23 protein-coding genes are annotated in these 22110 nt (G+C 61.3%); 5 read left to right on the top strand and 18 right to left on the bottom strand.

The genetic code is table 11. The features are described 5' to 3' along the window. Positions 1 to 190: 190 nt before the first annotated feature. The 9 genes from BraRD5C2_RS19355 to BraRD5C2_RS19395 all read right to left on the bottom strand — a co-directional run bounded on the left by BraRD5C2_RS19355 (position 191) and on the right by BraRD5C2_RS19395 (position 9693). Positions 191 to 1540, bottom strand: a complete 1350-nt coding sequence (locus BraRD5C2_RS19355) for an MFS transporter (RefSeq protein ID WP_223970465.1) — start codon at positions 1538 to 1540, stop codon at positions 191 to 193. A 166-nt stretch (positions 1541 to 1706) separates the two neighbouring features. Next, positions 1707 to 2759, bottom strand: coding sequence for a M29 family metallopeptidase (locus tag BraRD5C2_RS19360; protein ID WP_223970467.1), 1053 nt, complete (start codon positions 2757 to 2759; stop codon positions 1707 to 1709). After that, the gene (locus tag BraRD5C2_RS19365) at positions 2740 to 3630 is read right to left on the bottom strand and encodes an alpha/beta fold hydrolase (RefSeq protein WP_223970469.1); all 891 of its coding nucleotides are present in this window, start codon (positions 3628 to 3630) and stop codon (positions 2740 to 2742) included. Before BraRD5C2_RS19365 ends, BraRD5C2_RS19360 begins: the two co-directional genes overlap by 20 nt. Next, positions 3627 to 4343 (bottom strand): isochorismatase family protein, encoded by a 717-nt coding sequence (locus tag BraRD5C2_RS19370; RefSeq protein WP_223970471.1) that lies wholly within the window; start codon positions 4341 to 4343, stop codon positions 3627 to 3629. The genes BraRD5C2_RS19365 and BraRD5C2_RS19370 overlap by 4 nt, the downstream gene beginning before the upstream one ends. Then, positions 4340 to 5581 (bottom strand): FAD-dependent monooxygenase, encoded by a 1242-nt coding sequence (locus BraRD5C2_RS19375; protein WP_223970473.1) that lies wholly within the window; start codon positions 5579 to 5581, stop codon positions 4340 to 4342. Before BraRD5C2_RS19375 ends, BraRD5C2_RS19370 begins: the two co-directional genes overlap by 4 nt. 24 nt (positions 5582 to 5605) lie before the next feature. Beyond that, positions 5606 to 6109: a (2Fe-2S)-binding protein gene (locus BraRD5C2_RS19380; protein ID WP_223970475.1), complete on the bottom strand. Its 504-nt coding sequence runs from the start codon at positions 6107 to 6109 to the stop codon at positions 5606 to 5608. After that, positions 6106 to 6978 (bottom strand): FAD binding domain-containing protein, encoded by an 873-nt coding sequence (locus BraRD5C2_RS19385; protein WP_223970477.1) that lies wholly within the window; start codon positions 6976 to 6978, stop codon positions 6106 to 6108. The genes BraRD5C2_RS19380 and BraRD5C2_RS19385 overlap by 4 nt, the downstream gene beginning before the upstream one ends. Before the next feature lie 2 nt (positions 6979 to 6980). Next, complete coding sequence (locus tag BraRD5C2_RS19390; RefSeq protein ID WP_223970479.1) at positions 6981 to 7418, bottom strand: CoxG family protein; 438 nt, start codon at positions 7416 to 7418, stop codon at positions 6981 to 6983. Positions 7419 to 7434: 16 nt separating this feature from the next. Next, entirely contained in the window at positions 7435 to 9693 is a 2259-nt protein-coding gene (locus tag BraRD5C2_RS19395; protein ID WP_223970480.1) for a xanthine dehydrogenase family protein molybdopterin-binding subunit, read from the bottom strand. A gap of 404 nt (positions 9694 to 10097) precedes the next feature. On the opposite strand from BraRD5C2_RS19395, the gene BraRD5C2_RS19400 reads away from it, so the two are divergent. Further along, positions 10098 to 10565 carry a MarR family winged helix-turn-helix transcriptional regulator gene (locus tag BraRD5C2_RS19400; RefSeq protein ID WP_223970481.1) on the top strand — a complete coding sequence of 156 codons (468 nt, stop codon included), beginning with the start codon at positions 10098 to 10100 and terminating at the stop codon, positions 10563 to 10565. A 108-nt stretch (positions 10566 to 10673) separates the two neighbouring features. On the opposite strand, the gene BraRD5C2_RS19405 is transcribed toward BraRD5C2_RS19400, so the two are convergent. The 8 genes from BraRD5C2_RS19405 to BraRD5C2_RS19440 all read right to left on the bottom strand — a co-directional run bounded on the left by BraRD5C2_RS19405 (position 10674) and on the right by BraRD5C2_RS19440 (position 18217). Beyond that, positions 10674 to 11900 (bottom strand): ABC transporter substrate-binding protein, encoded by a 1227-nt coding sequence (locus BraRD5C2_RS19405; RefSeq protein ID WP_223970482.1) that lies wholly within the window; start codon positions 11898 to 11900, stop codon positions 10674 to 10676. 66 nt (positions 11901 to 11966) lie between these two features. Beyond that, complete coding sequence (locus BraRD5C2_RS19410) at positions 11967 to 12761, bottom strand: enoyl-CoA hydratase/isomerase family protein (protein ID WP_223970483.1); 795 nt, start codon at positions 12759 to 12761, stop codon at positions 11967 to 11969. A gap of 29 nt (positions 12762 to 12790) precedes the next feature. After that, entirely contained in the window at positions 12791 to 13279 is a 489-nt protein-coding gene (locus tag BraRD5C2_RS19415; RefSeq protein WP_223970484.1) for a flavin reductase family protein, read from the bottom strand. Positions 13280 to 13293: 14 nt separating this feature from the next. Beyond that, positions 13294 to 14070, bottom strand: coding sequence for a creatininase family protein (locus BraRD5C2_RS19420; protein WP_223970485.1), 777 nt, complete (start codon positions 14068 to 14070; stop codon positions 13294 to 13296). A 13-nt stretch (positions 14071 to 14083) separates the two neighbouring features. After that, a complete protein-coding gene (locus BraRD5C2_RS19425; protein WP_223970486.1) occupies positions 14084 to 15985 on the bottom strand; it encodes an AMP-dependent synthetase/ligase in 1902 nt (633 codons plus the stop codon). Next, positions 15982 to 16857 (bottom strand): enoyl-CoA hydratase/isomerase family protein, encoded by an 876-nt coding sequence (locus BraRD5C2_RS19430; protein WP_223970488.1) that lies wholly within the window; start codon positions 16855 to 16857, stop codon positions 15982 to 15984. The genes BraRD5C2_RS19425 and BraRD5C2_RS19430 overlap by 4 nt, the downstream gene beginning before the upstream one ends. After that, on the bottom strand, positions 16854 to 17000 hold the full coding sequence (locus BraRD5C2_RS19435) for a hypothetical protein (protein WP_223970490.1): 147 nt from the start codon (positions 16998 to 17000) through the stop codon (positions 16854 to 16856). The genes BraRD5C2_RS19430 and BraRD5C2_RS19435 overlap by 4 nt, the downstream gene beginning before the upstream one ends. Continuing rightward, entirely contained in the window at positions 16997 to 18217 is a 1221-nt protein-coding gene (locus BraRD5C2_RS19440) for an LLM class flavin-dependent oxidoreductase (protein WP_223970492.1), read from the bottom strand. The genes BraRD5C2_RS19435 and BraRD5C2_RS19440 overlap by 4 nt, the downstream gene beginning before the upstream one ends. Before the next feature lie 331 nt (positions 18218 to 18548). Here BraRD5C2_RS19440 and BraRD5C2_RS19445 point away from each other — a divergent pair, with 331 nt between their 5' ends. The 4 genes from BraRD5C2_RS19445 to BraRD5C2_RS19460 all read left to right on the top strand — a co-directional run bounded on the left by BraRD5C2_RS19445 (position 18549) and on the right by BraRD5C2_RS19460 (position 21894). Next, the gene (locus tag BraRD5C2_RS19445; protein ID WP_223970494.1) at positions 18549 to 19148 is read left to right on the top strand and encodes a TetR/AcrR family transcriptional regulator; all 600 of its coding nucleotides are present in this window, start codon (positions 18549 to 18551) and stop codon (positions 19146 to 19148) included. Between the two features lie 254 nt (positions 19149 to 19402). Then, positions 19403 to 20131 carry a LuxR family transcriptional regulator gene (locus BraRD5C2_RS19450; protein ID WP_223970495.1) on the top strand — a complete coding sequence of 243 codons (729 nt, stop codon included), beginning with the start codon at positions 19403 to 19405 and terminating at the stop codon, positions 20129 to 20131. Between the two features lie 85 nt (positions 20132 to 20216). Beyond that, complete coding sequence (locus BraRD5C2_RS19455; RefSeq protein WP_223970496.1) at positions 20217 to 20867, top strand: acyl-homoserine-lactone synthase; 651 nt, start codon at positions 20217 to 20219, stop codon at positions 20865 to 20867. A 67-nt stretch (positions 20868 to 20934) separates the two neighbouring features. Next, positions 20935 to 21894, top strand: coding sequence for a LysR family transcriptional regulator (locus BraRD5C2_RS19460; RefSeq protein WP_223970497.1), 960 nt, complete (start codon positions 20935 to 20937; stop codon positions 21892 to 21894). Here the strand turns inward: BraRD5C2_RS19460 and BraRD5C2_RS19465 are convergent. Continuing rightward, on the bottom strand, positions 21861 to 22106 hold the full coding sequence (locus BraRD5C2_RS19465; RefSeq protein WP_080650397.1) for a DUF2274 domain-containing protein: 246 nt from the start codon (positions 22104 to 22106) through the stop codon (positions 21861 to 21863). The two genes, BraRD5C2_RS19460 and BraRD5C2_RS19465, sit on opposite strands and share 34 nt — an antisense overlap. Positions 22107 to 22110: the final 4 nt, after the last annotated feature.

Consider the following 22110-nt stretch of genomic DNA (forward strand, 5'->3'; position numbering starts at 1 on the left):
GGCCCTGTTCGCGATCGCCAAAAGTGCCCTGTGACCAACAGGAGCGTTCGCCTGCGTCGTCCCAGAGCATACGATGCAACCTGTGGCCCCGCATCAAGCGCGCCAGGTCCATTTTTGTAAGGTCCCCGATGGCATATCTTTTCATGCCGCATGCGCATAATGCACCCGCCGTCATCTGCTCGTTCGCCCGTCAGACACCCGAGACCGAAGCTGCCTTCAAGTTGCCTTCCGTCTCCGTGTCGACCTTAAAACCCCTTGCGGATAAATCACGACCCAGGGTCTCGGGAAGCAGAAGTGAGGAGAGAATGAAGATAGTCGCAGCGGGAAGGGCCACGGCGACCATGCCGTTCAGCAGGCTTCCGCCTAGATGCCCGGCCGCGAGCGGTACAATCACGGGGGCTATGCTGCCAAGCCCTCGACCTCCCATATAGAATGTAGACACCGCCGTCGCACGCAGGTTGACCGGATAGAGTTCGGAAATCCAGACGCCGGTCACACCCAGCGCCACGTTGCCAATGCCGAAACCGATGTAGAGCCAGAACATCGGCCATTCGGCCTTCGATCCGGCGTAGAGCTGACTGCCCCAGACGGCCATACCAACCAGAGACCCGACCCAAAACAGCGCGGGCACGAGAGCTCCGAAGCGGCGGCCAGCTCTGTCGTTGAAAAAACCGTTCGCGAGGTAGCAAATGCCGCTGACTACGGAGAGCAGGACGGCCGTCGTACGGACGACATCACCCGGCGTATGCATATCACGCAGCAGCAGCGTCGGAATAAAAGACACGACGCTGTAGTAGCAGAGCATATAGCTCATCAACCATACGAAGCCGATGACGGTTTGCCGTGCCAGCCCGTTCCGGAAGAGATCAGCGAGCGGAAGTGTGCGAGCTTCTGCCGTGGCCCGGCTGGCCTTGCGTTGCGCCTCATACTCTAGCCAGATCTTGGATTCAGGCATGAAGAAGCGAATAAAGATGATCAGCAGAATGGGCACGCCGCCACTCAGCAAGCCGATGCGCCAGCTCCACTCGTCACTGAACGTTGCAATCAGCCAGATGCCAACGATTGAAGCCGTGGACGACGCGATCACGGCGCAACCTTGGAGCGCGGCCGCCCCCAAACCTCGGCTGCCTTTTTTCCAGGCCTCGTTGAAGAGCACCATGCCGACGCCGTACTCGCCGCCGAGACCGATGCCGGTGATCAGGCGCAGCGCGGCAAGAGACCAGTAATTCCATGCGAACGCCGAAACGATCGCGGCGACGGAAAACAGTGCGATTGTGAGCTGAAGTGAGGTCTTTCGGCCAAATCGATCCCCGATAACGCCGAATAGCGCTCCACCGATGGCCGATCCGAACAATGTAAGCGCTTGCAGCGAGCCGACCTCGGTGAGCGATAGCGACATCGATCGCTGGATCGCAGGCAAGAGGAACGGGAATATCAGAACGTCATAGAAATCGAGTATGTAGCCCAGCATTGCCGATACCATGATCGAATACCGTTGCCCCGGGGTGTAGTCTTCCGAACTCGAGGTGGCTGCCGACATGTGACGCGTTCCTGTTGGAGGATTGAGATTGATAGACGTGCCGAGACGCTTGCTGCGTCTTTGAGGGTCGAACGGCGACTTCGGCATTTATTGGGGTCACAAACGCGACCCGGTATCATTCGGACCGCATTCGCGACTCCGGACTTGCGCGCGTGACACGCAGGGCCTACCGGCCCGGTGCCTTCAACTCCGGATAAGCAAAATCGCCCTTGTCGAGGATGTGGATATCGTCGAGCCACAGGCTGCATCCGCGAAGCGGAATATCCAAATGACACGGCGTGTCATTCGTACCGCCGAGCTCCGTGTTCGGACCCGTCGAGAACAGCACGTTCCCGTAGAAGGAGAGCGCATTCATGATGTGCTCCGACGAGAGTTCCTGGGAAGCGGCGATGTGATGCCAAGTGGCACGCTCGTTCGCCCCCCAGCCGATATGCGAGACCGCCCAGCCGCGCGTATCGCCGAAGCTGTCGATATAATTCTTGATGAGCAATGCATCGGTGCCTTCGCCCTTGAGGTCGACGATGTAGCCATCCTTGATGGTCAGCGTGACCGGCGATTGGATGTAACGTTTAAACGCGCAGAGGATGTCACCGGGCATCAGCACCACGGTGCCGTTGACCTCGCTGTCGGTCGCCTGGGTAAAGGCAAAACCTGACGGGAAGTGATCCCAGCGCCCGGGCTCATCCGTGTATCCGTATTCGGAAATGACCGGGTATTGCTTCAGGCCATAGATGACGTCCGTTCCGCCCGGTGACGTGATCCGCATTTTGCTGGCCGACTGCAGCAGGGCTCGCGAGAGCTCTGTTCGCCGGCGCAAATCTTCGGTCGGGAACATCTTCTTGAGGATGTGGAACGGCTCCATCACACGCAGGATGCGCGTGCCTGCCTCCTGAATTTCGAGTTGCTCACGGGAGAACAGCAACCCCAGAAGATCGATCACCATATCCACGCGCTTGAGTGTATCGATCGCCGGCTGGTTGCCCGCGAGCGCATGCCGGCCCTGCAAGCCCGCGACCTTACCTTGGCCGTATTTGGGCACGTTGAGATGAAAGGTCGTTGCGCCCAGGCCCTGCGCGGCCAACATGAAGGCTTGGGCGTATTCCTGCTGATCCTCGCCGCCGCTCAGGACCGCAACGACTTCGCCCTTCTTTACCTTGCAGAGTGTCAACTCGGCCTTGAACAGCTCGAGCATTTCAACATCAACGATTTGTCGGGACATCTTTATTGATCTCCTGTTTGCCGAACATAGAAACGCCGTCGCCGAACCGATCGCGCGGTCGCGCTAGAAGCTCTTCGACGATCGAAAGAAAGCCTTCGGTATCGTCGATCTGCATTTGGTGCCCCGCGCTCTCCAGCGTCCTGATCACAAGTGACGGCAGCAATCTGCGAATTTCTGTTTCATCTTCGGGCCGAATAACCCCTCCCCGCCCCGCAACGATTAATGCGGTCGGAACGCTGAGGTGGGCGAGGTCGCTATGAATGTCATCGTGATGAAAGCCCCTGTGACCTTCGATGAGCGCGCGCTCGTCGCAAGTATGCATCCACTCCGCCCTGGCGCGGATGTGCTGCTCAGGCCACCGAGGCGCGGAAGGGCTGCGCAGAGCTGCGTCGATCTCGCCAAGCTTTGCGCTATGAAGTAGTTTGAGGAGAGGTTCGAGCGGAATCGGGTAGGCCCGGCGTCCCGGACCAGAGACCGGTGGATCGATCAATATCAGCTGTTCAACAGATGATGGCCGCCAGCGCGCAGCACGTATTCCGATGCGGCCACCCATTGAGTGGCCCATCAGTATGTACGGACCCAGTCCGAGCGCTTCAGCGAACGAGACGAGATCGGATGCGCACGCGTCAAGAGAGTAATTGAGATGCGGGCCACTTTCGGACAGGCCGCGGCCGCGGACATCGAGCACATATACGTCGTGTCCGATGCACAATCGCTCCGCGATGAAAGCCCATTGCGCCGCAGTCGTCGATATGCCCGGCACAATCACGATAGCAGGTCCAGTTCCGCCGAAACGCAGATAGTGCTGACGGACGCCGTTGGCGCGCACGTGTGTCCCGTATAGAAGCCCGGATGCTGGGGCGCGGCTCACGTCAGCTGATCCTCTGCACGGAAGTCCGACAGTGAACGAAGGCGCTCGATTGCGACGTCCGTCGGCACCACGTCTGCGTACTTGCTGGCGATATCGAACAGGTTGACGGCGTGCGACGTGGGCGAGCGGTCATAGACCGCATCGCTCGGCACGATTGATTTGAAGTTCAACGCGCACGCATCCACGACCGAGGCCCGCACGCAGCCGCTGGTCGTGCAGCCGGTTACCACAAGCGAGTCGATGGCGGCCCCGATCAGATACGTCGCAAGCGGAGTGCCGAAGAATGCGCTTGCCTGCGTCTTCGGCAGCAGTAACTCGCCGGGCTCCGGGGCCACTTCACGGACGAACTCATAGCCCTCGGGCGGGATCCGCATGATACCGGGGATCTTCGCGGAGAACGCGCCTCGGTCCTGGCCCACCTTCCGCGCGACATGCGGGAAAATCACCGGCCATTTTCTCTCGCGAAACAGCCGCACCAATTCAGCGATATGTGCGATGGCATGCCAACCTGCTTCGCCGCAGCTGGTGGGATATTGCTTGATTGCCTCGCGGATCGGCATCGGCCTGTCGCCGACCGAGCGGTACTGCACATCGATGACCAGAAGCGCAGGTCGTTTGCCAAATCCAGCCGCGCCACCTAGCCCTGCGAGCACATACGTCTCGCGCTCTTCGAGCGGCAGCACATCATCCCACGGCTGCTTTACGGCAGTCATTGCTCGCTCCAGTTATGTTCGTCGGCGGAGTGAAGAGGAATGGTCGTCGCGTCGTACCGGTAGATCCAGTCGTAGCGTGCGGATGTTGCTTCCGATGACCACTGCGTCTTGATGTAATCACCTGCCGTCTCCGGCTTGCACAATGCTTTGTTATGGAAGATCGGCAGCATGCCGGCCGCCGACTTCACGACCTTGTTGGTGCGATCGAGCCGTAGATATTGATATGCCTCGAATACCGCCGCGACGTCGTTGGGATTCTCATCGAGGCAACGGGCGAGGACTGATGCATCCTCCAGCGCCATGTTCACGCCCTGCCCGAGGTACGGCAGCATTGAATGGCAGGCGTCGCCAAGCAGGGTAACGCGCCCCTTCGACCAGGTAGCCAGCGACGGCCGCACGAATAGGCCCCATTTGTTCAGGGTATCGACGTTCTTGACCAAGTCGACGATGTCCGGATGCCAACCCTCAAAGTCCTTTAGGCATTCCTCGACCGAACCGCTCTCCGACCAAGATTCGAGAAGCCAATCGTCATGGTCGACCTGGCCCGAAAAGGTCATCATCACCGTGTTCTGCCAGCGGACCGGGTAGGCCGTGACATGCGCGGTGGGCCCAATCCATGTTGCCACCTCGGGTTCGCGCTGATGCGGCGCAAGGCGGTCGACCGGCACAAGGCCTCGCCACGCGATAGCCTTCGTGTACTGGCTCTCGATGTTGCCGATGAGGCCAAGGCGGACCTTTGAGTGAGCACCGTCGGCGCCGATAAGCGCGCGACCTTCGACTTCGGAGCCGTCGGCGAGCTTGGCCTGAACCCTTTCGTCGTCCTGACTGAACCCGACAACGCGAGCGTTCAAGTGGATGGCGCCCGGCTTCAGCTCGCGCACGCCGTCAACAAGGATCTTCAGCAAGTGAGCGCGTAGCAGCAAATAAGGTTGGTTGCGCGCCGCGTCGGAGCTGCGATCGTAGAGGGGCCACCGGTCTCCGGTATTCCAGAGTCGGATCGAGCGTCGCTCTGCGGCAATGCAGTTCTGCTCTACCTGCTCGGTGAGGCCGAGATCCCTGAGAACACGCACTCCGTTCATGGAGACCCAGAGACCAGCTCCCACCTCGCGTAGCTCGGGCGCTTGCTCGAACACGTCGCAATCGAAGCCGCGACGAAGCAACGACAGCGCCATCGCCAAGCCACCAATGCCCGCGCCGGCAATGATGACGCTTGATTTACTGATCTGGTGGATGCTCATGATGTCTCCAAACTAAAGATTGCGCTACCCTGCAGCGGGTAAGGCGGCGTCCTCGGAAACCTGCTCGACGGCAAGACTCCTAACGGCGTCGAAAATCTTGGTGTATCCGGTACAACGGCAGAGATTGCCGTGCAGGTAGTGGCGAATTTCCTCATCGGTCGGATGCGGATTCGCCTTCAGCAGCGCGGTGATCGCCATGATGAAGCCGGGCGTGCAGAAGCCGCATTGAAGGCCGCCGTGGAGCACGAACGCTTTCTGGATCCTCGAGAGACCATTGGGTGGCGTGACGCCCTCGATGGTGGTGATCTCCTTCCCATCGACATCGACAGCGAGCGTCGTGCAGCTCGAAATCGGATCGCCATCGAGGAGCACAGTGCAGGCGCCGCACACTTCCATGTCGCAGGACCGCTTGGTGCCCTTCAGGCCGATGCGATCCCGGATGAGATCAATCAACAGCGTATGGGCGGGAATCCCCATCGTGACCGGCTTTCCGTTCAACGAGAACGAAATGGGCTGCACATTCGTCATTTGGCGTGCCCTCGCATCGCAACCGCCTCTTCGGCGTTTCGCAGCAGCAGAACGCCCGCGAGATGCCGCTTGTAGTCCGCACTGCCGTGCCGGTCCTCGCTGACGTCGAGTTCATCCAGTGCCGTCGGGAGCACCGCCTCGATCGCCGGACGGACCTCGGCGACGGATATGCCCTGGAGGGCATCTTCAACGGCCTTCAAGGGCTGAGGTCGCGAACCGAGCGCTCCAACCCGCACGCGGGCGCTTCTGATCCTCCTTCCGTTGGCGTCCAGCGACCAAGCCATGGCGACGTTCACCGAGGGCCTCTCGCCGTGCTTGAACCGCCGATAGGTCACGGGCCCGGTGGCGCGCGGAACCACCACGCGCGTCAGCAACTCGTCGGGCTCCCGCACCGTTTCCAGCTCGCTCCGGATAAAATCGTCGGCGTGGACCAAGCGGGTGCCGCTTGGACCTTGAAGCACCAGCCGCGCATCCAACGCCCCGAGCATCGTTGGCGGATCCGCATGCGGCTCGCCGAAGCACAGATTGCCGCCGATTGTTCCGACGCTGCGGACCCGGACGTTCGCCACATCGGCACAGAGCGAGGCCAGCGCCGGCACATGTTCGCGAATGACGGGATCGCCCGCGATCTTTGCGTGCGTGCAGCGCGAACCGATTTCCAGCTCGTTCGCGTCGTTCAGAACGATGCGATCGAGGCCGGGGATTCCCTTGATGTCGATAAGCCGCTCGGTATGGATGACGCGCATCTTCATCGCCAGCAGCAATTCGGTGCCGCCGGAATAAAACATGCCGTCGCCCTCCTGCCCGACCGCCCTGATGGCGTCGGCGATGGTGGATGCCCTCTCAAATTCGAAAGGAGTCGGCAGCATGATCAGGCCGCGCCTAGCAGGTTTTTGAGTCGCGTCTCGAATTCCTCGAAATTCTGGTCAACGCGGCGTCTGATGATCCCGAGTCCCATGGTCGCCAGGCGCCCCTGGATGTCGACCTTCGCGTCGACGGCCAGCTTGGAGCCCGAGTCTTCCGGAATCACGCTGACGTCGAGGATGACCGCGAGCCTGGTCCCGGTGATTTTGTCGCGGCCCGTGGCACGAGTGCGGACGTGAGACGGCTCCGTCACCGACTCGACAAGGATCTCGGCCGGCACTTCGAGCTTGAAAGGCCCGATCTTCTGCTTGACCGTCGCCTTGTAGGATTCCAGCCGCGCGATCTCTTCGACGTCCTCGCATCCGGGGATGCAGGACGAGATGCTGGGCACGTCAATCAACGTCTTCCAGAGATCCTCTGGCGTCGCCGGCACCAGCATCGACATATTGAATTCCATGAACTCACTTCCTCTTCTGCAGGGCGCGCCATACCTTTTCAGGCGTCATCGGGAGATCGGTAATCCGGACGCCGTAGGCCGAGAACAGCGCGTTGGCGATTGCCGGCGCGACGGGCAGGATCGCTCCTTCGCCCATTCCTTTGGCGCCGCTCGGACCCGGCCCGTCGCCATTCTCGATCAGGATGGTATCGAACACCGGCGGCACGTCCGAAATGCGCGGGATCGTGTAGTCGATCGGCGTCGCATTGACGGGCTGACCGTCCTCGAATTCTAGCTGTTCGTAGAGCGCGTGTCCGAAGCCCATGGTGGCGGCGCCCTCGTCCTGGCCTTCCGCGGCGACGCGATCGATCACGCGCCCGACGTCGGCGGCGCTCGCGTAACGTGGCACGCGAATCTCGCCGGTGTCCTCATCGACGACGATTTCGGCAAGGCCCGCGGATGTTTCCCAGAACAGCGGTGACTCGGCCAGCCCGCCTTTCTTCGAACGCGGCGTGATCGCGCCACGCCCGACGACCTCCCCGGAGTCGACGCCGAGCGTGCGGTGGAAGATCTGATGGAAGGTCAGAACCTCCGACCCGGTAGAGACCCCCCCCTCGACGAGCGACAGACTCTCCTTGGGAAGCTCCCAGACATCCATGACCATGTCGAGGATCTGATCGGCGGCATCGAGCGCAGCATTCTCGACCGACAGGCCGACCACGACGGTCGATCGGCTCGCGCCCGTGCCCCAGTCGTATGGGGCGACGGCCGTATCTGCGCGCAAGGTGCTGACTGCGGAGAACGGCTGCTTCAGCGTTTGCGCGGCGATCCGGGCCATGGTTGCATGCGCGCCCTGGCCGACTTCGACGCTGGAGACCGAAACCAGGATCGATCCATCGATCTTGAGACGGACGATCGCGTTGGCGATCGGCGTGTTCGCCGGATCGGTCGCGGCGACCGCCATTCCGCGAGACCGCCGATTCGAAGCCTGCGAGCCCGATGCGAACGACTGGGTCACACGGCCCATCAGCTCACTCATGTCCATGTCGAGCGCACGCAGATCGGGTCGCGTGCGCTCGCCACGGGCCGCGAGGTTCTTCAACCGGAACTCGGCCGGATCCATGCCGATGGCCGCAGCGACATTGTCCATGTGGGATTCTTTGGCCCAGACAGCCTGCGGCCCGCCGATAGAACGGAAGGCAGCGCCGGGCACGGTGTTGGTGTAAACGGCCGAAGCCTCGAGGCGCAGGTTCGGCACCGCATAGGGACCGATGATGCGATTGGCCGATTTGGTGGCGACAGCGGAGCCCGTGTCGGAATAGGCGCCGCCATCGAGCAGCAGTTTGGCGCTCTTGGCGAGGATTCGCCCCTTTGCGTCCACGGCCGTGCGAATCGCGATTTCGGCCCCCAGCCTTCGGCAGGTCAGCATTGAATCGGAAATGGATTGGGCCACGCGGATAGCGCGCTGCACTTTCCACGACGCGGCCGCCACCAGCGGCTCGATCTTCACCGACGCCTTGCCGCCGAAGCCGCCGCCGACGAAAGGGACGATCACGCGGACCTTGGCCAACTGCAGACCGAACAGGCGCGACAGCACCTTTTGAACAGCGGTCGGCGTCTGCGCACCGGTCCAGACCGTGAGGGAATCGCCGTTGAAGTCCGCGATGACCGCGTGCGGCTCCATCGCGAAGTGAGAGATGGCCGGGAACGTGAAGTGATCCTCGTGAACGTAGGCAGCGGCCGCCTCGGCGGCGTCGACGTCCCCGACATTGCTGCGGTAGGTGTGGAAGATGTTGCTGCCTTGCGTCGGCTTGGCTCCACCTTTGAAATAGAAGTCCTGAAGATTTTCGTGGCGCTCGTGGATCAGCGGCGCGCCGTCCGCCATGGACTCCTGTATGCTCGTTGCCCGCGGAAGCTCCTCGTAACTGACATCAATGAGTTCTGCGGCGTTTTCCGCGATCTCGATGGTTTCAGCGATTACCACGGCGACGGGTTCGCCTACATATCGCACGCGGTCGGTGGCAATGATCGGCCGGTCCTTGAGCACAATGCCCCAGCGCCCGAACGAGACAACATCCTCGCCGACAAGTACGTCCACAACGCCGTCCATCGAACGGGCGGCGCTCGTGTCGATCGAAACGATGCGGGCATGAACGGCCGGCGAGCGAACCACAAATCCGTGCAGCATCCCCGGGACCATCAGGTCGGTAATGTATTCGGCGCGCCCGGTGACCTTCTCGATCAGGTCTGGTCGAACGGAGCTCATTTGGTCAGTTGCCGACATTCGTGAAGCCGATGGTGCCTTGGTGCCCCGCTGAGGCGATCTGAGGACACTACGTCATTTATCACTCGTATGCAAGTGCTGCACTTGTACACACAATCTATGATGCACCGCAGCGCGAATGAGGGGAGCCCGTCCAACAACTCGCGGCCGAATGTTGAGCGCCGCACGACTTCAGTCCTTAAAGCTACAGATGTCCGCCACCCGGACGACCGAGGAGCCGAGAAACGGGCAGCTCGTGCCGGATCACCTCAACACGGCGGTGGGACGATAAAGTCGGTCTCCGGCCAACAAAGATGGATTCCTGAGTTCAACGAATGTAGACCAATGATCGGCGCCGAGGACTTCGGAGTCGATCAGCCAAAGCTCTCTCGGCGAGATGCGGCAACCGCAAGGGAACGAAAGTCGTGCAAACGAAAACGAAGCGGCGCTCGGTGGAAAAGAAAAAAGAAGCTGCACAGTCATACAGGCTGGATGACGCACCGGGCTTCTTGCTGCGCGTCGCGCTCCGTACTCACACAGCCATCTTTGCCGCGAAGATGATTGAAGAATTGACGGCGCCTCAATTCTCAACGCTGGCGAAATTGAGGCAGGTCGGACCTTGTTCGCAAAACCATTTGGGACGCCTGATACACTACGACTCAGCTACCATTACCGGCGTTATTAACCGTCTCAAATTACGCGGCCTTATAACGAGTTCCGAGGATCCTTTGGATCCGCGACGGCGGGAGGTCGATTTGACCGACAAGGGCAGACGGGTGGCGGACGCCGCAATCGAAACGGTCGGTGAGATTTCAAGCGAGACGTTCGCTCCCTTGACCCGGGAAGAATTTCGAACACTTACCGAAATCCTCAAGAAGATCATACGCCGCTGAGCCCGTTCCCGTCCGGGGTCGAGGATTTGCGCCTGATCCGGCACGCGATGCCGCTCCGAAAAAAATCGGCGGCCCATAGGCCGCCGATTGGATCGCAGAACTCAGCAACTAGCCCGCAGGCCCCGCGACCTCCAGGATTGGGCCGAACAGCTCCCAGCGCTCGCCGTTGAACCGCATCATCTGCAACCGTTTGTGGAGACGGTAGTCGGTCGACGAGGTGTCGATCGTGATCCCGGGCAGCGCGAGGTCGCCCGTGACATTCTTGAGCGAGGCCGCCTGCTTCATGACGTTCTCGCGCGTCAGGTCGTCGCCGCACTGCTGCAGCACGTGGACCAGAAGCTGTGCCGCGCTGTAGGCATAGGTGTTGAAGTTCGAGCTCTTGTCCCCGCCCGGATCGTACTTCTCCATGAAAGCCAGATAGCGCTTTATGCCCGGATCGTCCTTCCATTGCGGATCGAGCGGCTCCTTGCCGTAATTGGTGCTGATGAGACCCTTGGCGTTTTCAAGCCCGGCCGGTTTCAGGACGCTGCCGACCGAGCTAGCCTTCATGTCGACGATCTGGACCGGATGCCACCCGATCTCAGCGGTCTTCTTGATTGCCTGCGCCGTCTGCTTCGGGGTGGCAGCGATGAAGAACAGGTCGGCGCCGGCATCCTTGATCCTGAGGACTTGCGAGTCGACGGCCGGATCGGTCACCTCGTAGGCAGCTTCCGCGACCACCATCTTGGCGGCCTTGTCTCCGAGCCCCACCTTGATGCCGTTCAGATAATCCTTGCCGAAGTCGTCATTCTGATAAAGCACGCCGATCCTGGCGTCCGGATGCTCCTTCAGGATGTACTGGCCGTAGATGCGCCCCTCGACGAAGTTGTTCGGGTCATAGCCCATGGTCCACGGAAAGTCTTTCGGATCGGAGAACCTCGAGGCGCTGGCGGCCGCGAACAGCTGTGGCACCTTCCTGGAATTGAGATATTTCTGCACGGCTGCGTTCGAAGGCGTGCCGAGGATCTGGAAAGTCAGGAGCACCTCGTCGCTCTCAATGAGCTTGCGCACCTGCTCCACCGCCTTCGGCGGCGAATAGGCGTCGTCATACTGAATCAGGTTGATCTTGCGGCCGTTGATGCCGCCCTGATCATTGATCATCTTGAAATAGGCGGCCTCTGTCTTGCCGATCGAGGCATAGGCCGATGCCGGCCCCGAGAATGGCATGGTCTGACCGACCTTGATCTCCGCATCGCTGGCGCCGGGGTCGTATTTTTTCTGAGCTTTCGCCGGTGAGACCGACAGCGCAATCGTTAGCACCATTGCGATGGCCAGGTGCAAAAGCCCATTCCTCATTCCCATTTCTTTTCCGATGCAATTCTTCATGCAATGTCTCCTCTCGTGCATCAAAGGATTCGACATTCATCCTCGCTCCGCGAATCGTTTCCGCTTCTCTGCAAATGCGGCCACAGCTTCGCGTCGCTCTGGCGACGTGAAAGTCAGCGCCTCCAGTGCGACAGACGTATCGAGCAGCAGATGCGCATACTGCTTGATGATCTTGTTGACGCTGTATTTGGTCCAGATGATTGACTTCTGCGGGCCGCCGGCGAGCATCTCGGCATACTCGATGGCTGCGTCCTTGACGTCCCGGTCAGAAATGACTTCGTTGATCATCCCCATGGACGCCGCCTTCTCCGCGGAAATGAACTCGCCCGTCATGAGATAGTGTTTCGCTCGCACCGGTCCCATCAGCAGCGGCCAGATCACGGCACCACCATCTCCGGCCACCACGCCGGCCGTCACATGGGTATCGGCAAATCGCGCGGTCGGACTTGCGAAGATGACGTCGCAGAACAATGCAAGTGTTGCGCCTAGACCGACAGCAACGCCGTTGACGGCGCCGATAATTGGCACCTCAACCTCAAGCATATTGCGGATGAGGTGGCGTCCGCCCCTCGTCGGCGACGGACCCTTGCCCTTGCCGAGCCCCGTGTCGAGCGACTTCTGATCGCCCCCCGAGCAGAAGCCGCGGCCCGCACCGGTCAGAACGATCGCACGGACGGACTCGTCCTTGTCGAGATCCACAAAGACCTGCTCCAGTTCCTCGTGCATTTCCCAGTTGATCGCGTTCAGAATCTCCGGCCGGTTCATCGTCACAACGGCGACGGCTCTGTCGCGCTTCTCGATGATAAGATACTTGTAGTCATGCTGTGTCATTGATCTTTTCCTTTTGCTTCCCTGTCGGTTTACTTCTGCGGCCGCAGCCTTCCGAACTCGCTGCGGTGGAAGATGAGGGGCTGCCCGCGGCTACGGACGACGACGGCATGGAGTTGGAGCAGCACGATGATGTGATCGCCCGCCTCCAACTCCTCGCGGACAGTGCAGTCATACTGGGCGATCCCCTCAGTGAGCATCACCGCACCGCTGTCGGTGATCTCGAAGGCAACGCCGGTGAATCGCTCCTGGGACGGACCAGCGAGCTGGCGGCATAATGCGCCATGGTCCTCGGCGAGCACGGTGACGCCGAGCTGCTTGGCTCGGCGCAGCTCGGGCCACGTGGTCGAGCCTTTTGCGACAGCGAATGACACCAGTGGGGGTTCGAGAGAGACCGAGGTGAACGAAGAGGCCGCGAGACCCACCAGCCTCCCGTCGACCTGCGCCGCCACGGCCACCACGCCCGTCGGGAACGCGCCGAAGGCGTCGCGCAGCATCCTGCGGTCCATCTGCTGGCTCATGGATGGCATGCGACTCACGCTCCGTGCGCCGTGGCGTACTCGACGACGAGATCGGTCACGGCGTCCAATGCGGCGTGGCCGATCGCCGTCGAACTCCCTTTGGGGTCGCCGAGGACACCGTTGGGCGCGACCGCGTCGATGCCGTCGACGAACGCCCGATGCAGGAATTCCTCGTCGACCGTGCCGAGGTATCCCGCCGCCGCCCGGTCGGCCCGAACCTTCCCGGGGTGCAGGACGAGCATGACCGAGGTCTCGGCCACATCTGCGTGACCACCGACGTGGCTTCCCAGGCCAGCGACCGACTGCGCGGACTTCCGCCACGCGTCGAGGATCGCGGCACTGTCTCGATAGACTATGACCTGAAGCGCCGGGGCGAGCGCCGCAGCCAGCCGCGGCTCGAAGTCCCGCATGATCGGATAGTTACCGATGTGGCCGGAGAAGAGGACGACGCGGGTGAACCCATGCGCAGCCAGGCTGCTGCAGTAGTCCATACAGATCGCCTCCAAGGTGGAAGGACGCACCGAGAGGGTGCCGGAGAAGCCAAGGTGGTGGGGTGAGTACCCAACCCTGACCGTGGGCAGGACCAGTGCGGTGCCGAGCCCGTAAGCGATGCGGAGCGCGAGCGCGTCGGCGTGATCGCTGTCCATCGACAGCGGGAGATGCGGTCCGTGCTGCTCTATCGCACCCAGCGGAAGGATCGCCGTGCGGGCGCCGGCAGCGATCGCCTCACCGATCTCGGCGCTGGTCAGATGCTCGATCCGCAGCTCCCGCGGTCGCCCGGGATACTTCATCTCACGTTCCTCCTCAGCCCTGGAGCCGCGCCTGGCCAGCGAACTCGTTGTGCTCCGCGGCGCTGTACATCTCATCCACGAGTGCGCTGAACGAAGTCAGCACCGCAGCCCGACGGATCGTGCCCTTGGAAGTGAGCTCACCCGCGCCAAGCGAAAGCGCACGTGGCGCGATACGGAAGTCCTTGAGCTGAAGGGGGCGCGCGTGTTCGGCGTTGAGGTCTTCGATCCAAGTGCGCAGACCGTCTTGCAGCACTGCCTTCTCGAGCCTGCCGCCATTCTCGCTTGGCCAGATAAGGGCGGTGAGGTATCTGCGGCCGTCGCCGACGACCACGGCCTCCTCGACGAGGGGACAGGCCTTGAGGCGCACCTCGATGGGTTGCGGGCTGATGGTCTTGCCGCCGTTGGTGACGATGATGTCCTTGGCCCGACCGATGAGCTTGACCTCGCCGGAAGCATCAATCTCGACGAGGTCGCCGGTGCGGTACCATTCCCCGTCCATCACCTCCGCGGTCGCTTCCGGGTCGTTCCAGTAGCCGCGGAACAGCAGCGGTCCCTTTACCAAGAGCTCGCCCTCGCTGCTGGTCTTGATCGCGAAGCGCGGGTCGGGCATCGCCTTGCCCACGGTTCCAGGGGGCGGGAAGGCGCGGTCCCATTGTGCGAGCACCCAGCCGCAGGTCTCGGTGGTGCCGTAGAGCTCGCGCAAATCCACGCCCCACATCTGCCAGAGTGCATGCACCTCGGGGGTCATCGCGCCCGACGCAGTCCAGGCGACGCCGACGCGGTCCACGCCCAATTGCGCGCGCAGGGGCAGGAACACCTTCTCCTGGACCTGGTCGTAGCGGGCTTGCAGCGCGACAGGCACGGCTTCGCCGCTTCGGCGCGTGGCGGCGACCTCTCGGGCCACCGCCATCGCGTCCTCGTAGGATTTCTGGAACGATGCCGGCGCCGCTTTGATCGCGGACAGTGCGCCGCTGAGCAGCTTCTCATGCAGCCGCGGCGGCCAAACGATCCCGGTAGGACGTGCGCCGCGGAGGGCCTCGGAGCTCTGGTCCAGGCGGCAGAAGGTCACCACCGCCCGGGTCATGATCGGTGAGAAGACGCCGGACAAGGCCGGAGAGACGTGGGACAGGCCCAGGAAGCTGACCGAGTCTCGGCGAGTCTTGGTCAGCTCCGGGTTGAGAACGGCGGAGCCGAGTATCGAGTACTGCAGGGTGCGGTGGGTATGGATGACCCCCTTGGGGGCTCCGGTGGAGCCGGAGGTGTAGAACAAGGCCGCCGTTTGGTCGATGTGCCCGCCGTCGAGGAGGAAGTCGAACAGAGCCGGGTTGGTTTCGTCGAGGGCCCGGCCGGCCTCGCGCAGGTCGGCCCAAGTCTTGCTGACGATTGTCTCGGGCAGCCCCGACGGAGCGCCGTCGAAGCTGATCACGACCCGCAGCGCGGGAAGCTCCGGGACGACCGCGGCGACCTTTGCGACGTCGGCGTGGTCCCCGACGACCATGGCGACAGCCTCGCTATGCCCGACGAGCTGCCTCACCTCCGCGGCGGCGCTCGTGGGGTAGACGCCCACCGGGATCGCCCCGGCCGAGAGGATGGCGAGCGCCGTTATCACCCACTCGCCCCGGCCTGGCGCCATGATGGCGACCCTGTCCCCGCGCGTGACGCCGAGGGCCGCCAGGCCAAGCGCCACCTCGCGCATGGCCGAGGCATACTGCGCCCACGTGGTCGGGATCGCGCGCGTCCCGTCCCATTGACAGAACGCGACCTCCTCGGGCTCGACCCCGGCTCGGTCCTGCACCATCTGGGCGAAGGTTCGCTCGACGGCCTCGAAGTTGGCGACGCCGCTGTCGACGACGCCGCTCAGCACTGGCACCTGCCGTGCGCGGGCAGCGGCTGCGGGATTTGTGACCATGGTCATCGCTCCGGTTCGTGAAGCAGGCTTATCGGGCCTGCGTGTGGTGTGGTGTTCAGTGCTGGTGGCCTTCCGTCGGAGGGCCGCGACAACGTACGGCCCTGCCTCCATCCTTCACGGAGGCTCCGGGCCCCGGGGTCATTGAACCAGGAGGCAGCTTTGGCGAGCGTCATTTCGGCTCGCTGTTGATCCTCGATGTCGTCGTAATCGTTGACGGCATGCTTGAGTGCCGCATAGAGGACAGGCGCTCGTCGCCCGGCCTCGCGGGCCCGGCCGAGCGCCTCCGCCACCAATCGGTCCGGCTCGACGATGGCGTCCACGAGACCCAACCGCGCCGCCTGATCAGCGCCGATGAGCTCACCGCTCAGCAGCAGGTCACGCGCGGCCCGCGCCCCGATCAGCCGGACGAGGCGCTGGATGCCCTTGTCCGCAGGCAGAAGGCCGTGCCTGATCTCCGGAAATCCGAACCGGGCGTGAGGCACCGCGAGCACAGCGTCCGCGAAGAGCGCGTATTCCACGCCGCCGCCGACACAGTCGCCGTTGACGGCGGCGATCACCGGAGCCGGGTATCGCTCCATCGCAACGAGCAGGTTGTGGAACGCCCGCATCCGGTCCGCGATCGGATCGGCGGCGAGCCCATCCGCCTCCTTGATGTCGCCGCCGACGCAGAAGAACCGCTTCCCGGCGCCAGTGATCACCAGCGGCGGCGGATCGCTCTCGCCACGATCTCGGAACAGCGCCGTCATGGCGAGCAGCAGCGGACGGTTCAAGGCATTGGCCGGCGGCCTGTCGAGCGTTGCGACCACGACGCCGTCGTGGTCACCCGTCAGCAGCCCGGTAGCCGCCTCGCGTTCGTTTCGCGTGGATGGAGCCGTCATCGAATGCGCCTTTCCTCTACTTGCTCGCGCGTGACCATGATCGAGCGGTCTTCATCGCGAGCCGAGGGGAAGCGCGGGTGTTGCCTTTCGCGGAAGGCCTGCCGAGCCTCGGCCAAGATGTCGTCGCGGAGCAAGTTGGTCATCGGCTCTCTCCCAGCATGGCGGCGCCGACGGTGTCGGCCTTCTTGGGAGCAGTCGCGTCGGCCGTTGCGGCGGCGCGCTGGTAGGCCTCGACCTCGGCGTAGTGAGCGGGGCGAGCGGTTCGAATGTCGGCAAGGATCTCCTCTGGCCTGCGCACCACCGACCTGAGGTTCTTGAAAACAGGGATGACGTAATTGCCGAACAGCTCGATGGACTTCATCAACTCCCGGTGCGGGAGGCCGTCGACGCGCATCGCGATCGCGTCGATGCCTATGTCGACGAACCGCTGGACCTGGGCGATGCAGGTCTTCGGATCTCCGACGATGAAGCTGGCCGACTCATCGAACAGGTAGCGCTGGTTTCTGAAGTCGACGTTCTTGATCTTTCCGAGGCTCGCATAGTCGCTGGACAGCTTCGAGAGCCGCTCGTAGGCGTCGATGGACAGAGCGACGCTCTCGGCCAGAGTGGCCGCCCACCGCTCCGCCTTCTCACTCGTCTCAGCGCAGTGCATTCCGCCGGACACGACCGCTACCTTCTGCGCCTGCACCGGGTACACATGCTCGGCGCTCGCCAGCTCCTTGTCGTAGAGGTCGGCCATCCTCTGCACGGAGCCGAATCCGCTATAGCCGCCACCCATCATGGCGCCGATGCCCATCCGGGCCGCAGCAGTGACCGACTCCGGGCTTCCGGTCGCCATCAGGATCGGCGGATAGGGCTGCTGAACGTGCTTAGGAACTAGGCTGCGCGGCGGAATCTTGTAGTGCTCTCCGACGAAAGAGAAGACGTCGTTCGCGAGGGCTCGGCGAATGATCTCGATGCCTTCGATTTGCTGGCCCCGCGTCTCGTCGGGGGAAACCTCGAAGGCGCGCAGTGCGAGGGTGGTGTTGCCGCGTCCGACGCCAAGCGCGACGCGGCCGTTGGACAGGATATCCTCGGTCGCCAGCCGCTCCGCAACGCGCAGCGCGTGGTTGATCTTCTTGGGCAGCGGCGTGATCAGGTGGATGAATTGGATCCTGCTGGTCAGCGCCATCAAGTACGGAAAAATCACTTCGGGGGCTGAGGTCGAGGCCGTGCCAATCGCGACATGTTGTTCCGAGCACCCGAACGCATCGAAGCCCACTTTTTCCGCCAGCAGAACCTCGTCAATGAGCTCGCGGTAGCGCTGCGCGTGGGTATGTCCCGGTGGGGTCTCCCCCTCGCTAAAGAAGACAAACCGCATGCGTCGCGCCTCCATTGAGTCCAAGATGTTAATCTGTACTAACATTGAACTCAGTGAATCGCCCTGTCAACAGCCTTCAGTCAGCCGGGTCCTTGAATAGAATATTTCTAGATTTCCCGAAAAAATATGAAACTCCGTAAAGCAAAGCGCGTACAACAAGGTGCAAGGCCCTTACCTGAGACCAGGCGATGTCGCAAAAAAAGTTAGTCATGATTTACATTCCGATGAAACGAGATGTTTACGTGATCCGTTCATTCAGCTTGGGACAGACGACGCGGGCGCGAGGGATGGCAAGGTGCTTCGTGTGCGCTGCGTGGTACGGTTCGTCCCGATGAGCATCCAGCCATTACCGATCAAGCGGGCATACAGCAGCGGGCGGCGCGCACAGTTGATCGCGGTCGCCGCCGAGCTCTTCCTGCAGCACTCCTACGACGCGGTCACTGTCGAGATGATCGCTGCACGCGCGGGCATCACCGGCCCCGGACTTTATCGCCACTTTCAGAACAAGCAGGCACTTCTGATCGCGGTTCTGGAGGAGCCGACGCAGATCGTGCACGGGATCGCAAAGCGGATCGCGGAAACGACGACGGAACCTAAGGCGGCCATCGTGGCGATGGTCGAGTCGCACATCCGGTTGATTCTCAAGGGGCCACCCAGCACGCTCATCTTCACAAAGAACGAGCACGCTCTTCCTGAACACGACCACAGAAGGATCCGGCGCGAGATGGCGTTGTACGCCGAAGAGTGGGTTTCCGTCGTAATGCCGCTTCGGCCCGACCTGTCCGAACCGGAGGCGCGACTGCTAACGCAGGGCGTGTTCTCCATGCTCAACACGGCGGCGACACTCAAGAAGGGCCTAGACGAGGCGTCAATCGTCTCCATCATGCGGCAGGCTGCGCTACACGCGCTGCTCGGCCGCGGCGACCTCTAACCTACGTCTGGCCTGCCTGCGCAAACCCTATCAATGAGACGGTCCTTGCGTCCGCAGAATCCCGCGTATCGCCATTGCTGCACATGAGAGATCGTAATGTGACGGACGAGCCCCGCTGCGGAGACGTGTTGTTTTTGACGTTAGCAGGCCGTCCGTTAGCCCGACGGGCAACGCATCCTCAAGCGCCGTACCGCGACGACGCTGCGATGGGTCGCCTACAAGGCCTCTGCACATACTGATCTGGGGGAGAAAATATGCATCGGGCATTCCAAGAATTCATTGATGCAATAATTGGCGCCGAAGACGCCGCAGGCTTCTCCAACGCGCTGACGAAAACAGCATCCGCTTTGGACCTCTCGTGTTTCGCTTATCTCGCTCTCCAGAGCGAAGAAGACAGGAAGCCCCGACTCATCTCAACATATCCAACGCAATGGACGACCCATTATCTAGATAAGAAATACCAAGTCATTGATCCCGTCATTCGAAAAGCCCTTCAGAGCCCCGAGCCCTTTCGATGGGGAATCGATTTTCGATCACAAACCAGTTCAAAAGAACAGCGGCGACTATTCGATGAAGCCGCGCAATGCGGAATCCGGTTCGGCTTCACGGTGCCTATTCACGATGGGCATGGGCCAATCTCCGCATTGACTTTCGCTACTGACGAGAGCCGGCCACAATTCGAGAAATGCATTGATTCGTACACGCGTGTCCTTCAACTCATGGCGATGTATTTTCATGCTCACGTTCGTCGCAAGCTCGGAAACGAACGTGGTCTCGACGGAATTCGGCTATCGCGCCGCGAAGTAGAATGTTTGGAGTGGGCGGCTCGAGGAAAGAGCTCTTGGGAAATCGGCTGCATTCTCGGCATCTCGCGCAACACAGTTGCGTATTACTTAGAGAATGCGAAGGAAAAGCTCGGCGTACGCACGATCGCGCAGGCCGTAATACACTTGGCGGCTGCAAATAGAAAAAAGCAAAATTAGGGTGCCCTCCCCCTACAACTACAGGTGATGATTTGAAGCGATGATCGCGCTTCAACGAAGGCTATTGAACACTTCTGGAGGGATTATGATCCAGTTGATCACACCACCTTCGTACGGAGAGCTTTCCGACACTCTCGTTGAGATGCATCGGTTGCGGCATCGTGTCTTCAAACTGCGCATGGCATGGGAAGTCGAGACCAGCGACGACATGGAGATCGACGAATTCGACGCGCTGCATCCTGACTATCTAATCCAGGTAGGTGAAAATGGCCAAGTGCAAGGTTCCGTACGACTGCTCCCCACGCTTGGCCCAACCATGCTTCGCGACACCTTTCCCGCGCTTCTTGAAGATCAACCCGCGCCGTCAACTCCGCTAGTATGGGAAAGCAGCAGGTTCGCTATCGACATTGCAGCCGGCGCCCCCAAAGGAAATCACGGCATAACTCGCGCCGCATATGAGCTGTTTGCCGGAATGGTCGAGTTCGGGCTCTCACGACAACTCACTGATATCGTTACTGTCACAGATCTCCGAATGGAGCGAATTCTTCGACGGGCCGGTTGGCCGCTGCGACGCATTGGCAATCCGGCCACAATCGGCAAAACCGTAGCTTTGGCGGGTTACCTTGCGATTTCGAGCGAAGTTCTCCGGAATCTCCGCAAGGCTGGGGGTCTTTCGACACCGACTCTCTGGACGCCAGTAATCTTTGCTGCCGCCCAGAACGATCCCTGCCAATGAACGAGATTGGAGGTCCTCGCGTGGATCGGGGACTTCCTGTCTTGTGGTTTGTTACCGAGCTTCGAAAATGACAGAACCCGGGATCCGACACAATCGGCGGTACGCAGCGAACTCGCTTGACCTGCAACAGCTTCGATTCGCCGTTGTAGCCAGCGACTACGGGAGCTTTCGACGAGCCGCTGATGTCCTTTCGATCAAGCACACTGTCCTGAGTCGATCCATCGGTCAGCTTGAATATCTGGTTGGAACTTCACTATTCGAGCGCTCCAGCGGAGGAATCAAGCCCACTATCGCTGGGCAAGCGGTTTTGCGAATTGCGCGGCTGATCCTGGAACAGGTCGACATACTCGTTGAAACTGGGAGGTCCGGTGGTCGCGGCGATACTGGCCATCTCGTTATTGGCTTTTACACGTCCGTGTCTACCGGCAATTTGCGGACGACGATAGGTGAATTTAGGAAGCGGCTCCCGCAGATCGAATTGGCAACGATGGAACGCTCTCGCTTTCATCTGATGACCGCGCTGCGTAACGGGACCGTCGACGTCGTCGTTAGCCCTGGACGTCTGGCTTCAATAGACGTCAAATCACTACTGCTGTGGAGCGAGCGCATATTGATCTCGTTGCCTCAGGATCACTGCCTAGCGGCGCGCAAGACCATCTATTGGGCAGATTTGCGTAACGAAAAGATACTTCTAAGCAAGATTGATCCTGGACGAGAGCTCGAGGATCTCCTGATTTCGAAGCTCGCCTCACCTGACGACCGGCCCGCAGTAGAGCGCCACGACGTAAGCCGCGGCATTATCAAAAATCTGACGAGTATGGGCATGGGGCTCAGTCTGGTGATGGAATCGGATATCGGCGCAAGTTTCGCTGGGCTTGCGTACCGGGAATTGCACGACGGGACAGGACCTAGCCGTGTAGACTTCTTTGCGCATTGGCGCGACGACAATGAAAATCCGGCTCTAAACCGTTTCCTCAATCTATTGGCAGAGCGCTATCCCTCGCTTCCGCCGGCTCTCGAGGGGTGACCGGCTCGTCTTGCCTTTGCAAATCCGCGGTCCGTGGCCATAAAGCGCGCTAGCATCGGTGCGATCAATTTCGCCGGATCGATGCGCTGCCCACTTTCGCTTGCCAAGGCCTCTGCATAGGCGACGAGATCCCGATGCACTGATGCCGGAAGTTCGGCGGCGACCTTGACCGGCTTGTCGTCCGGCAGTGCTGCTATTTTGAGCTTGGGCATGCCG

Source organism: Bradyrhizobium sp. RD5-C2 (genome assembly GCF_019972155.1).
GTDB lineage: Bacteria > Pseudomonadota > Alphaproteobacteria > Rhizobiales > Xanthobacteraceae > Bradyrhizobium.